Origin of the sequence: Streptosporangium brasiliense, assembly GCF_030811595.1 — a bacterium.
Taxonomy (GTDB): Bacteria; Actinomycetota; Actinomycetes; order Streptosporangiales; family Streptosporangiaceae; genus Streptosporangium; species Streptosporangium brasiliense.
The window spans coordinates 863,652-875,796 of the sequence record NZ_JAUSRB010000002.1 but is presented as its reverse complement, the minus strand read 5'-3'; the positions used below and the strand labels follow the sequence as shown (position 1 = coordinate 875,796).

Genomic DNA, 12,145 nt, shown 5'->3' with positions numbered 1-12,145 from the left:
TGACCTGGCTTTTCTTGCTTGGAGCGGGTGACGGGAATCGAACCCGCGCTGTCAGCTTGGGAAGCTGATGTTCTGCCATTGAACTACACCCGCAGCGGTCTGCCGCGTCCCCCACTGTAGCGGAAACTCGCGCAACTCTCGCAGTCCGTGGGGCAGAGTTTCTCGGTCTACCCGGGGGCGTGGCGTTGGTAGGTTGCCTCACGTGCTGCTTTCCGATCGTGACATCGCCGCCGAGATCGAGTCCGGCAGGGTCAAGCTAGACCCCTTCCAGCCGGAGATGATCCAGCCGTCCAGCGTCGACGTGCGTCTGGACCGTTACTTCAGGGTCTTCGAGAACCACCGGTATCCGCACATCGACCCGGCGATCGAGCAGCCCGACCTCACGCGGATGGTCGAGCCCGATGGCGACGAGCCGTTCATCCTGCATCCCGGCGAGTTCGTGCTGGCCAGCACCTACGAGGTGATCACCCTTCCGGACGACATCGCCTCGCGGCTGGAGGGCAAGAGTTCGCTGGGGAGGCTCGGCCTGCTCACCCATTCCACCGCGGGCTTCATCGACCCCGGGTTCAGCGGGCACGTGACGCTCGAACTCTCCAATGTCGCGACACTGCCGATCAAGCTCTGGCCCGGCATGAAGATCGGCCAGCTGTGCATGTTCCGGCTCAGCTCGCCCGCGGAGCACCCCTACGGCTCGCAGAAGTACGGCTCGCGGTATCAGGGGCAGCGCGGCCCGACACCGAGCCGTTCCTACCTGAACTTCCACCGGACCGACATCTGAGGCTTTCACCGGATCCGCGTCCGGAGTTCCGGCGGCCCCGCCTCTGAGGCCCTTGCCTGAGCCCCTGCCGGTCCCGTCTCTGAGGGCCTTTGCCCGAGCCCCTGCCGGCCCCGCCTCTGAGGCCTTGCGGGTCCCGCTTCCGAGGCCCTGGCCGGCCGGGCGCGGCCGAGGGGCGGCGGGGGCCGTAGGGCGCCGTGGGGCGCCGTGACGGAAATCACTCTGACCGTCCCCGGGGGCAGGTGGGGCAGGGGTGGCGACACGCCGGTTTCCGGACAGGGGGCGGCGCCCCATACTGGGTCAGCTTCGGCATAACATGGCCAAAACCAGCAAAACGGTCATCGGAAAGATGCCGCCAAGGCTCCCTCAAGCCGAGTGTCGCCAGGTATATGCCGGGTAGCGACAACTGGAAGAGTAGGCGTCTAGCGGGTGAAGTTCGTATTTCCGCTGGTAACCCGTACCCTTCTCTGCGGACCATCCCCGCACATCTGGAGAACGACGTGCGCCTGCGTCTCACACCTAGTGAGGACAGCTACTACGACTTGTTCGCCGACTCGGCGAACAACCTCGTCACAGCGTCCCGTCTGTTGGTAGAGATCATCAGCGACGGATCGGACAGGGAAGCCCTGGCCGAAAAGATGCGCGCCTGTGAGCACGCCGGTGACGAACGCACCCACGCGATCATGAACCGGCTCAATGAGAGCTTCATCACGCCCTTCGACCGCGAGGACATCTACCGTCTCGCGTCCAATCTCGACGACGTGATGGACTACATGGAGGCCGCCGCAGACCTCATCGTCCTGTACCAGATCGACCACCTTCCCAAGGAGGTCGTCCGTCAGGTCGAGGTCCTGGAGCGCGCCGCCGAGCTGACCGCCGAGGCCATGCCCCGGCTGCGCTCGATGAGGAACCTGAACGAGTACTGGATCGAGATCAACCGGCTGGAGAACCAGGCTGACCAGGTTTACCGCCGCCTTCTCGCCAAGCTCTTCGGCGGGGAGTACGACGCGTTGACCGTCCTCAAGATGAAGGAGGTCATCGATCAGCTGGAGATGGCCGCCGACGCCTTCGAGCACGTGGCCAACACGATCGAGTCGATCGCGGTCAAGGAAAGCTAAGTGGACCTCACGCTCGCACTCGTCATCGGCGTGGTGGTCGTGGCGTTGGCGTTCGACTACACCAACGGCTTCCACGACGCCGCCAACGCGATCGCGACCTCTGTCTCGACGCGTGCGCTGACGCCGAGGGCCGCTCTGTTCATGGCCGCCGCCATGAACTTCCTGGGCGCCCATCTCGGCACGCAGGTGGCGGCGACCGTCGGCAAGGGCATCATCGACGCTCCGAACGGCAGCCACGGGCTGGTGATCGTGGGCTCCGGCCTGATCGGCGCGATCGTCTGGAACCTCATCACCTGGTACTTCGGGCTGCCCTCCTCAAGCAGCCACGCGCTGATCGGCGGCCTGGTCGGTTCGGCGCTGGCCTCGTCGAGCGCCGTCCACTGGGACGGCGTGGTGGAGAAGGTCGTCATTCCGATGATCCTCTCCCCGGTGATCGGCTTCACCCTGGCCGCGATCATCATGATCGCCATCCTGTGGGGCTTCCGTCACTCCCAGCCCGCGAAGACCAACCGGGGCTTCCGCCACGCGCAGACGGTCTCGGCCGCGGCCATGGCCCTCGGCCACGGTCTGCAGGACGCTCAGAAGACCATGGGTGTGATCTTCCTGGCGCTCGTCGTCGGAGGGTTCCAGAAGGACGGCGACCCGATCCCGCAGTGGGTCATCCTCGCCGCCGCGACGGCCATCTCCCTGGGAACCTACGCCGGTGGGTGGCGGATCATGCGGACGCTCGGCCGCCGGATCATCGCGCTCACCCCGCCGCAGGGTTTCGCGGCGGAGGCCGCCGCGGCGACCGTTCTCTACACCGCGGCCATCGGCTTCGGCGCCCCCATCTCCACCACGCACACGATCACCAGCGCGATCATGGGCGTCGGTGCCACCAAGCGGCTGTCGGCCGTGCGCTGGGGCGTCGCGGGCAACATCGTGACCGCCTGGGTCCTCACGATCCCGGCCGCCGCGCTCGTCGCGGCGCTGTCCTACTACGCGCTCCACTGGATGGTCGAATAACCACCGCCGGATGGTCGGACGACCACCGCGGCAGGACGCCGGTCGGGGCTTCCCGGCCGGCGTCCCGCCGTTTCCGGGGGTTCGGCGTCCCGCCGTTTCCGGGGGGACGCCACCTTCCAGGGCGCGGCCGCCGCCTTCAGAGCCGCAGGCGTCACTTCCGGTACATGACGTCGACGTCCCACTGGGTGAACCCCAGCTTCTCGTAGAGGCGGATCGCCGCCGTGTTGCTCTCGTCGGCGTACAGCATGACCTGGGCCAGGCCCCGTGACCGCAGGTGGGACAGGCCCGCGAGGGTGAGCGACCTGCCCAGCCCGCCGCCCTGCTCGGCCGGGTCGACCCCGACCACGTAGACCTCGCCGATCGGCTCGTGCCCGTGGCCACCGTCGCCGTGCACCTTGGTCCAGTGGAAGCCGACCAGCCGGCCGTCGCCGGCGGACCCGGCCGGGCGCTCGGCCAGGAAGAAGCCCGCCGGGTCGAACCACGGCTCCCGCTCGCGCCGCTTCAGGTCCTCCAGCGTCCACGTCCCCTGCTCGGGGTGGTGGGCGAAGGCCCTGGCGTTGAGCGCCACCCAGGCCTCCTCATCGGAGGAACCGGGCTGGAAGGTGCGCAGCCGTACCCCGTCGGGCAGTTCGAAGGCGGGGAGCGCCGCGAACAGCGAGCGGCGCATCTGCCACAGCGATCTGATCCTGGCGAATCCGGTCGACAGGGCGAGGGCCTCGGCCCCCGGATGCCCGCCGTGCGCCCACAGCCGCAGCCGTCCCCCGGTCTGCTCCAGTACGGCCTGCAGCAGCCGCCGACCGTGGCCCTTCTCCCGGAAGGCGGGGTGAATCACCAGCTCCCCGCTGGGGCCCTCGACCGGGTCGGTGGGGTCGAGGTGCGCGTAGCCGGCCAGGTCGTCCCCGACGTACAGCAGCACGGCCCTCGCCCGCTCGTCGCCGCCGTAGCGCAGGTGCAGCATCACGTGTTCGTTGAGCGGTCTGACCCCGTCCGTCTCCGTGGCGGCCTCGACCACCGTGAGCACGGCGGCCACCTCTCGCTCGTCAAGTCGTCCCCGGTGTTCCACACGCACGTTCATGTTCTGGACTCTAGGCGGACCCGGACTTCATCGGATCGCCGGGTACTGGCAAAAAGCGCCATCTTCTAGTCAGGCGAATCGTTACCTCTTAGACATTCCATGCATGGGTTGCCGCCTTAATGTCGTGGTCCATGATGTCTCGCTCCTTCCTGCGATTAGCCACCGCCGGTGTTCTCGCCGGAGCCGGTCTCGTGCTCGCGATAGGGCCGGCCGAGGCGGGCAACAGGGCCGCCAAGACGGTCCCCGTCCGCCTGCTGTCCCTCAACGACTTCCACGGCAACCTGGAGCCGCCGACCGGCTCCTCCGGCCGCATGGTCGACGAGAACGGCGCCACGGTGGATGCGGGCGGCGCCGCCTACGTCGCCACCCACCTCAAGCAGTTGTCGGACAAGAACACGCTGAAGGTCGCCCAGGGGGACCTGATCGGCGCCACCCCGCTGATCTCCGCGGCCTACCACGACGAACCGTCGGTCGAGTTCCTCGGCAAGGTCGGCGTCACCGCCTCGGCCGTGGGCAACCACGAGTTCGACGAGGGCTACGGCGAGCTCAGGCGCATCATGCGCGGCGGCTGCCACCCGGTGGACGGCTGTTCGCCCGCCGGTGAGTGGAAGGGCGCGGACTACACCTATCTCGGCGCCAACGTGATCTTCAAGCGGCCGGACGCGGCCGCCGAGAAGGAGGCGCTCGCCGCGCTCGGCGGTCAGAGCACGGACTCGCTGCGCGGGCTGCTGAAGGAGTACGGCATCCCGGCGCTGCCGCCGGTCACGGTCCGCTGGATGAACGGCGTGCCGGTCGGCTTCATCGGCCTGGTCACCAAGACCACCCCGAACATCGTCACCTCCGAGGGCATCAAGGACCTGGAGTTCATCGACGAGGTCAAGGCGGCCAACGTCGCCTCCAAGCTGCTCAAGCTGGTCGGCGTCAAGGCTCAGGTCGTGCTGGTGCACGAGGGTGACCAGGTCACCCCGGGCCAGTCGCCCGACGCCTGCAGCGCCCAGCCGGGCGCCGGCAACCGGATCGCCACCCAGGTGGACGCCGAGATCGACATGATCCTCAGCGGCCACTCCCACCAGGCCTACCTGTGCACGGTGACCGACCCCGCCGGCGGCGCCCGCCTGTACAGCCAGGGCGGCTCGTTCGGCCGGGTGATCACCAAGGTCGACTTCCAGGTGGACGTCCGGACCCGCGACGTCGTGCGCTCCTCGGTCGTGGCCGACAACCAGGTCGTGACCCGGACCGTCACCCCCGACCCGGAGATCTCCGCGTTCGTCCAGACGTGGAAGGACAACGTCGCGCCGGTGGCCAACAAGCCGCTCGGCAGGATCACCGCTGACATCACCAACACCGCGTCCCCGTCCGGCGAGTCCTCCTTGGGCAACCTCATCGCCGACGGCCAGCTCGCCGCCGCCAAGATCGGCGGCAACGCCCAGATCGCCCTGATGAACCCGGGCGGTGTCCGCGCCGGCCTCACCTACTTGGGCTCTCCCGCCGGCGAGGGCAACGGCGTGGTGACCTACGGCGAGGCCTTCACCGTCCAGCCGTTCAACAACCTCGTGCAGGTGATCACGCTCACCGGTGCGCAGCTCAAGACCATTCTTGAGCAGCAGTTCACCGGCGGGCCCAACAATCAGGCCTTCACCAAGATCCTGCAGCCGTCGTCGAACTTCACCTACACCTACAGCACGGGTGCGGCGTGGGGTTCGAAGGTCTCCAACCTGAAGATCGACGGCGTCGCCGTGACGGACACCCAGACCATCCGCGTCGCCGCCAACAACTTCCTCGTCGGCGGCGGTGACGCCTTCCTGGGCTTCAAGGACGGCACGGACCTGTGGAGCGGCCCGCTCGACATCGACGCCTTCGCCGCCTACTTCGCCGCGAACCCGTCGATCACGCCCCCGGTCCCCAACCACATCACCGTCACCCCCTGATCACCGCCCCGGCCGGCCGGGCCGCCTGACCTCGTCGGGGCCGGCGGCCCGGCCAATCGGAAAGGCCAATCGGAAAGGCCCAGCGGAAAGGTCCACCGGACGGGTGTCCGGCGGACCTTTCCTCCGGTCTGCGTCAGGGACAGGGCCGATGGCGGGCAGCCCGTATCAGGGGTACGGCCGGCATCGGGTGGTCCGTGTCAGGGGTAGGGCCGATGGCAGGTGGTCCGTGTCAGGCGGCTGGTCCGTGTAGGGGTACGGCCGGCGGTGGGTGGTCCGTGACCGGGTGTGGCTAGTGGCGGGCGGGCTCGCGCTCCTCGGCGGCCTCGTTGCCCCGCTCGGGCACGAACCGGTAGCCGACGTTGCGCACGGTGCCGATCAGCGATTCGTACTCGGCGCCGAGCTTGGCGCGCAGCCGCCGGACGTGGACGTCGACGGTCCGGGTGCCGCCGAAGTAGTCGTAGCCCCACACCTCCTGCAGGAGCTGGGCGCGGGTGAAGACCCGGCCGGGGTGCTGCGCCAGGTATTTCAGGAGCTCGAACTCCTTGAAGGTCAGGTCCAGCGCGCGGCCGCGGAGCCGGGCGGTGTAGGTGGCCTCGTCGATCGACAGGTCGCCGCTGCGGATCTCGTCGGGGGCCTCCTCGGCGGCCGACAGGTTCAGCCGGCCCACGGCCATCCGGAGCCTGGCCTCGACCTCGGCGGGGCCGGAGCTGTCGAGGATCACGTCGTCGGCGCCCCACTCCGCGGTCATCGCGGCCAGGCCGCCCTCGGTGACGATCACCAGGAGGGGGCAGTCGATGCCCGTGGTCCGCAGCAGCCTGCACAGGCTCTTGGCGTGGACGAGTTCGCGGCGCGCATCGACCAGGACGGCGTCGGCCGGTGGCGCGTCGATCAACGCTGACGCCTCCGCAGGCGCGACCCGGACCGAGTGCAACAGCAGCCCCAGCGCCGGGAGCACCTCAGTCGAGGGCTCAAGGGCGTTGGTGAGCAGCAGGAGATTGCTCACTATGCCTCCTTCCCGCGTCATGCCGGCAATAGCCGTACAAACACGTAAGGACCCGGGGGCTACGTCGCCCAGGTCCCGTAGTAGGTGAGGATAGCCCACAGGGATGAAGCGTCCACTTGACGTCCACCTGATGAACACTCGTTTCTCCGGTGGATTCATCGTAATGGCGTGGTGACCGTGCGTATGCAGGAGGGGTGGTTCACAGATGGCCAGGGGCACGATCCGTTATTGGGCGGCGGCGAAGGACGCCGCGGGCGTCGCCGAAGAACCCTTCGAGGCGGCGACGCTGGCCGAGCTGATGGCGGACGTCACAGCGGGCCGCGACAGCCTGGCCCAGGTGGTCCGGCGGTCGTCCTTCCTGGTGGACGGCGACCCGGTGGGCAGACGGGCGCACGAGACGATCATGCTCGCCGACGGGGCGACGGTCGAGGTGCTCCCTCCCTTCGCGGGGGGCTGACCGGCGCTGGGAGGCTGACTGCTATCGGGGGGCCGGTACCGGGAGGTTGACCGCTATCGGGAAGCCGGCCGGATTCGGTGGGAGGCCGGCCGGCGCCGTGGACGGGCCCGTGGGTGGGCGGCGGACGGCTCGGGTGGGGAGAGCCGTCCGGCGGGCCCCGGCGATGTGATCGTTGACGCGGCGTTTTGGACAAGATTGCCAGGGGATGTGCTGCGATGGCACGCTGGCCGGATCGGGCGAATGGACAGGGGATCGGATGCGTAAGCTGGTCGCTTTTCTGATTTTGCTGCTCGTTCTCCTCGCGGTCCTGGACCGGGTCGCGGTCTCGGGGGTGCAGCGGGAGATCGCCACCCGGGCGACGGCCAAATACGACCTCGCGACCCCGCCCGAGGTGACCATCGTCGGCATCCCGTTCCTCACCCAGGCGGTCGCCGGGCGGTATGACGAGGTCAAGGTCGCCGCGGGCGCGATGAGCCTGGCCGGGGTCCGGCTGTCCAGCGTGGACTTCACCCTCCACGGGGTCACCGCGCCGCTGGACGACCTGGTGCTCCGCGCCGACCAGGTGGACATACGCGCCGAGCGCGTCGCGGGCACCGTGGTGCTCTCCCTGGATACGCTCAACCAGCGGGCTCCGCGTGGGATCAAGGTCGAGGTCGACGGAGACGGCGACGGCCTCAACGTCAACGGAGAGATCACCGTGCTGGGCCAGAAGGTGCCGGCGAAGGCCAAGATGAAGATCGAGCTGGTCGAGGGCGGGGTGAAGTTCGTCCCCGAGCAGGTCACGCTCGGCGGCGGCATCCCGGTGCCCCGGCCCGAGCGGTTCATCAGCTACCAGATCCCGATCAAGAACCTGCCGTTCAACCTCAAGGTGACCGATGTGAAGACCGTGCCGGAAGGGCTCCAGATCTCCGGTGAGGCGTCCGACGTCCCCCTCCGGAGCTGACCCGTCCCCGTGTCCGAACCGATCCGCCCCGCCGTACGTCGTGAGGATGTGAGTCAAGCCGGAACCGCCGACGAGCAGCTCGTCAGAGCGCTCTTCGACGAGCACGGCGGGCCACTCTACGGCTACGTACTGCGGCTGACGGGTGACCCGGGGAGAGCGGAGGACGTCGTGCAGGAAACGCTGTTGCGGGCCTGGCGGCATCCCGACGCTCTCAGCGGGCGGCCCATCCGCGCGTGGCTGTTCACAGTGGCCCGCAACCTCGTCGTCGACCAGCACCGGGCGCGCAAGTCGCGTCCCCCGGAGACGGGCGCCGAGGCGCTCGCCGTGCTGCCCGCCGACGACGAGCTTGAGCGGGCCGTGGAGTCCTGGGCGGTGGCCGAGGCTCTGGCCACGCTGCGGCCCGAGCACCGCGAGGTGCTCGCCGAGGTCTACTACCAGGGGAAGTCGGTCAAGGAGGCCGCTGAGGCGCTCGGCATCCCTGCGGGAACGGTGAAGTCGCGCACCTATTACGCGCTTCGCGCGCTGAAGCTGGCGCTGGAGGAGCGGGGGCTCGCGCCATGATGATGACGACCTGTGAAGAAGTGCGGATTTCCCTCGGGGCGTACGTGCTCGGGGCTCTGGAGCCCGAGGAGTGCGTGCTCGTCGAGGCGCATCTGGCCGAGTGCGCCGGCTGCCAGGCCGAGTTCGAGGAGCTGACCGGGGTGGCCACGTTCCTCGGACGGGTGTCCGAGGCGGACGTGGCGCAGGTGAGCAGCCCGCCCCAGGCGGTGCTCGACCGGCTGCTCAGCGCCAAGGTCAAACGGCGCCGCCGGCTGACCCGGGCGCTGCTCTCGCTGGCCGCCTCGGTCGTGCTGGTGGGGGTCGGCGGGACCCTGTGGTCGACCACCCAGACCGCCCAGAACGCCACGACGGCGTCCGCGCCCCAGTCCTCCGGCGCCGCCGAGAGCACCGCGCCCTTCTCGGCGAAGGACGACGGCGGCCACTCGGCGAAGGAGCGGGCCGCTCCCTCGCAGTCGGCCGTGACCGAGGGCGACGCGCGGCTCATGCTGGACACCGGCGAGCGGAAGGCCACGGACCGCAACGGCTCCGTCCGTGCCACGGTGACCGCGTCGCCGGGGGAGAAGGCGACGACGGTCAAGGTCGTGCTCACCGGGGTCGCCAAGGGCACCCGCTGCCGGCTGGACGTGGTCGGCGTCGGCGGGGTCCGGGAGACGGCCGGCAACTGGATCGTCGACAGGGCCGCCTACGACGCCTCGGGCGCCTTCACCGGCACCACCACGATCCCTCCCGCGAACATCACGAAGTTCGAGATCCTCACCGCCGAAGGCCGGATGCTGGTCAGCGTCGCGCTGCCTTGAGCGCCGCGCTGCTCTGAGTGTCGCGCCGGGCTCGTTTCCCGGGCGCCGGCCGGCTCGGGAGCGGGGCGCCGGCGCTCCGGCCGGGGGAATGGCGCGGCACGGCCGCGTGTTGTCGTGCTCCGTGACCGGGTTGACGGTGGTGCTCGTCACGCTGGCCGTCGCCACGCTGGTGGGCGTGGTGGTGCGCCGGCGCAGCGGCGTGCCACGCGAGGTGGGGGGCGACGTGGAGCGGCTGACATCCGGCGACCTCGGAACGGGGCTGGGAGAGCGGGCCACGCTCGTGCAGTTCTCCAGCGCCTTCTGCCAGCCCTGCCGGGCGACCCGCCGGATCCTCGCCGAGGTGACGGAGCTGGTGCCGGGGGTGGCGCACGTGGAGATCGACGCGGAGTCCCGTCTCGACCTGGTCCGGTCGCTGAACGTCCTGCGCACCCCTACCGTGCTGGTCCTCGACGCGTCGGGGAAGGTCGTCAAGCGCGCCTCCGGGCAGCCGCGGAAGGCCGACGTGATCGGGGCCCTGGGGCTGGCCGTCGACGAGTGACCGGCGGGTCGCCGATGAGCGGCCGGCGGTCCGGTGGATGGGCGGTCCGGCGGTCCGGTGGATGGGCGGTCTGGCGGCCGGACTGTGGGCATGCGGTGGGCGGATGGCGGACCCTACCGCCCGTTGAGCAATCTTGTCTCAGGAATTGGACAGGGATGTGACAGATCCCGGAACGTCGGGGTAGTGTCATCGGCATGAACCCCACGACAGAGCTGCTGACGAAGCGGCGCGCGGTTGATTTCTGCCGCGTGACCACCGCGCTCTGTCGCGTTTCCTAAGGGCGATCTCAAGCGGCCGTTGAGCCGCACCGATCTGCACAACCCTTCAGGGAGCATCAAGCGATGCAGGCTGATCCCCGGGCTCTCCGCTCCGCCGCGGCTGTGACGACCATCGTCCTCGCGCTCGTCCTGATCACAGGGAGCGCATGGCTGCTGGCCGCACAGGCCCTGGTGTTCGCGCTGGGCATCTTCGGCGCCTCGCCGTACGGGATGGTTTTCAAAGGGATAGTGAAGAGCCCTCCCAGGGAGCTGGAGGACGCCGCCCCGCCGCGCTTCGCGCAGGGGGTCGGACTCGCCTTCGCCCTGGTGGGCTTGGTCGGATACATCACGCAGATCACGCCGTTGGCCCTCGGCGCCGTCGCCGCGGCTCTCTTCGCCGCCTTCCTCAACGCAGCTTTCGGCTTCTGCCTCGGCTGCGAGATGTTTCTCATCATTCGCCGTTTACTGCCCGCCGCAAGATAATCCCGGAGGATTCATGAGCCGCTCCGCCGCCCTGGTGGACGCTGACTGGGTCGAGGCCAACCTCGACACCGACGGCATCGTCCTCGTCGAGGTCGACGAGGACACCAGTGCCTACGACAAGGGCCACATCCGTGGCGCCGTGAAGATCGACTGGAAGCAGGACCTCCAGGACCCGGTCCGCCGTGACTTCGTCGACCGCGAGGGCTTCCAGACGCTTCTGTCCTCCCGGGGCATCGGCAACGACGACACCGTGGTCCTGTACGGCGGCAACAACAACTGGTTCGCCGCCTACGCCTACTGGTACTTCAAGCTCTACGGCCACCGCGACGTCAAGCTTCTCGACGGCGGCCGCAAGAAGTGGGAGCTCGACTCCCGCGAGCTGGTCAAGGACGTCCCCGTGCGCCCCGCCACCGACTACCGGGCCACCGAGCAGGACCACTCGCTGCGCGCCTTCCGCGACGACGTGCTCGCCGCGATCGGCAAGCTCAACCTGGTCGACGTGCGCTCGCCGGACGAGTTCACCGGCAAGCTGCTGGCCCCCGCGCACGTCCCGCAGGAGGCGGCCCAGCGCGGCGGCCACGTGCCGACCGCCCGCAACATCCCGTGGTCGAAGGCGGCCAACGACGACGGCACCTTCAAGTCCGACGAGGACCTCAGGGCCCTGTACGCCGGCGAGGGCGTCGACTTCGCCAAGGACACCATCGCCTACTGCCGTATCGGCGAGCGCTCGGCGCACACGTGGTTCGTGCTGCACGAGATCCTCGACCAGGCGAGTGTGAAGAACTACGACGGCTCATGGACCGAGTACGGCTCGCTGGTGGGCGTGCCGATCGAACTGGGAGAGGCTCGATAATGACGACTCAGGGTTGCGCTGCTCCGGAGCAGACGATCGCTCTTCCGGCCGGGATCGACCTGTCGACCCAGGCGGTCATCCAGGGGGTGGTGTCGGGTGCGGGCACGGCCTATGCCCGGCTGCTGGACCACTCCGGTGAGTTCACCGGGGAGGTCGTGGTGTCGGAGGAGGGCGTCTTCCGCTTCTTCGCCGCTCCGGGTGAGTGGACCGTCCGCATCATCGCGGGCGGCGGTGTCACCAAGGACATCAAGGCCCAGGCCCGCCTGGGCGAGGTCACCCAGCTCGCGGTAGCTGTCTGACCTCATCCGACACAGCCGAGGGCCGGCATCCCACACGGGGTGCCGGCCCTCGG

The 12,145-nt window shown here is 69.2% G+C and carries 15 protein-coding genes and 1 tRNA gene; 13 read left to right on the top strand and 3 right to left on the bottom strand.

Features of this window, described 5'->3' with window-relative positions; all coding sequences use genetic code 11:
- Nucleotides 1-19 precede the first annotated feature (19 nt).
- Nucleotides 20-93, bottom strand: a tRNA-Gly gene (locus tag J2S55_RS12440).
- Nucleotides 94-202: 109 nt separating this feature from the next.
- Between J2S55_RS12440 and dcd the strand changes: the two genes are divergently transcribed.
- From dcd to J2S55_RS12425, 3 genes are all read left to right on the top strand, one after another.
- Nucleotides 203-778 carry a dCTP deaminase gene (gene dcd, locus J2S55_RS12435; protein ID WP_306859990.1) on the top strand — a complete coding sequence of 192 codons (576 nt, stop codon included), beginning with the start codon at nucleotides 203-205 and terminating at the stop codon, nucleotides 776-778.
- 497 nt (nucleotides 779-1,275) lie between these two features.
- Nucleotides 1,276-1,893, top strand: coding sequence for a DUF47 domain-containing protein (locus J2S55_RS12430; protein WP_012887642.1), 618 nt, complete (start codon nucleotides 1,276-1,278; stop codon nucleotides 1,891-1,893).
- Entirely contained in the window at nucleotides 1,894-2,898 is a 1,005-nt protein-coding gene (locus J2S55_RS12425) for an inorganic phosphate transporter (RefSeq protein ID WP_306859989.1), read from the top strand. It begins immediately after the preceding gene.
- Nucleotides 2,899-3,049: 151 nt separating this feature from the next.
- On the opposite strand, the gene mshD is transcribed toward J2S55_RS12425, so the two are convergent.
- The gene (gene mshD / locus J2S55_RS12420; RefSeq protein WP_306859988.1) at nucleotides 3,050-3,973 is read right to left on the bottom strand and encodes a mycothiol synthase; all 924 of its coding nucleotides are present in this window, start codon (nucleotides 3,971-3,973) and stop codon (nucleotides 3,050-3,052) included.
- Nucleotides 3,974-4,104: 131 nt separating this feature from the next.
- On the opposite strand from mshD, the gene J2S55_RS12415 reads away from it, so the two are divergent.
- Complete coding sequence (locus J2S55_RS12415) at nucleotides 4,105-5,901, top strand: bifunctional metallophosphatase/5'-nucleotidase (protein WP_306859987.1); 1,797 nt, start codon at nucleotides 4,105-4,107, stop codon at nucleotides 5,899-5,901.
- 289 nt (nucleotides 5,902-6,190) lie between these two features.
- Here the strand turns inward: J2S55_RS12415 and J2S55_RS12410 are convergent, their stop codons facing one another.
- Nucleotides 6,191-6,904, bottom strand: coding sequence for a response regulator transcription factor (locus J2S55_RS12410; RefSeq protein WP_306859986.1), 714 nt, complete (start codon nucleotides 6,902-6,904; stop codon nucleotides 6,191-6,193).
- A 205-nt stretch (nucleotides 6,905-7,109) separates the two neighbouring features.
- Here J2S55_RS12410 and J2S55_RS12405 point away from each other — a divergent pair, with 205 nt between their 5' ends.
- The 9 genes from J2S55_RS12405 (at nucleotide 7,110) to J2S55_RS12370 (ending at nucleotide 12,092) form a co-directional block, all read left to right on the top strand.
- Nucleotides 7,110-7,361, top strand: coding sequence for a MoaD/ThiS family protein (locus tag J2S55_RS12405; protein WP_306859985.1), 252 nt, complete (start codon nucleotides 7,110-7,112; stop codon nucleotides 7,359-7,361).
- 256 nt (nucleotides 7,362-7,617) lie between these two features.
- Complete coding sequence (locus J2S55_RS12400; RefSeq protein ID WP_306859983.1) at nucleotides 7,618-8,304, top strand: LmeA family phospholipid-binding protein; 687 nt, start codon at nucleotides 7,618-7,620, stop codon at nucleotides 8,302-8,304.
- 48 nt (nucleotides 8,305-8,352) lie between these two features.
- A complete protein-coding gene (locus tag J2S55_RS12395) occupies nucleotides 8,353-8,865 on the top strand; it encodes a sigma-70 family RNA polymerase sigma factor (RefSeq protein ID WP_031166096.1) in 513 nt (170 codons plus the stop codon).
- A gap of 20 nt (nucleotides 8,866-8,885) precedes the next feature.
- Nucleotides 8,886-9,662 (top strand): anti-sigma factor family protein, encoded by a 777-nt coding sequence (locus tag J2S55_RS12390; protein WP_306859980.1) that lies wholly within the window; start codon nucleotides 8,886-8,888, stop codon nucleotides 9,660-9,662.
- A 121-nt stretch (nucleotides 9,663-9,783) separates the two neighbouring features.
- Nucleotides 9,784-10,200 carry a thioredoxin family protein gene (locus J2S55_RS12385; protein WP_370879640.1) on the top strand — a complete coding sequence of 139 codons (417 nt, stop codon included), beginning with the start codon at nucleotides 9,784-9,786 and terminating at the stop codon, nucleotides 10,198-10,200.
- Between the two features lie 194 nt (nucleotides 10,201-10,394).
- The gene (locus J2S55_RS48275; RefSeq protein WP_362807785.1) at nucleotides 10,395-10,478 is read left to right on the top strand and encodes a putative leader peptide; all 84 of its coding nucleotides are present in this window, start codon (nucleotides 10,395-10,397) and stop codon (nucleotides 10,476-10,478) included.
- Nucleotides 10,479-10,541: 63 nt separating this feature from the next.
- On the top strand, nucleotides 10,542-10,940 hold the full coding sequence (locus J2S55_RS12380) for a DUF4395 domain-containing protein (RefSeq protein WP_306859978.1): 399 nt from the start codon (nucleotides 10,542-10,544) through the stop codon (nucleotides 10,938-10,940).
- A gap of 13 nt (nucleotides 10,941-10,953) precedes the next feature.
- Nucleotides 10,954-11,793, top strand: coding sequence for a sulfurtransferase (locus J2S55_RS12375; RefSeq protein ID WP_306859976.1), 840 nt, complete (start codon nucleotides 10,954-10,956; stop codon nucleotides 11,791-11,793).
- Nucleotides 11,793-12,092: a DUF1416 domain-containing protein gene (locus J2S55_RS12370; RefSeq protein ID WP_306859973.1), complete on the top strand. Its 300-nt coding sequence runs from the start codon at nucleotides 11,793-11,795 to the stop codon at nucleotides 12,090-12,092. Before J2S55_RS12375 ends, J2S55_RS12370 begins: the two co-directional genes overlap by 1 nt.
- Nucleotides 12,093-12,145 lie beyond the last annotated feature (53 nt).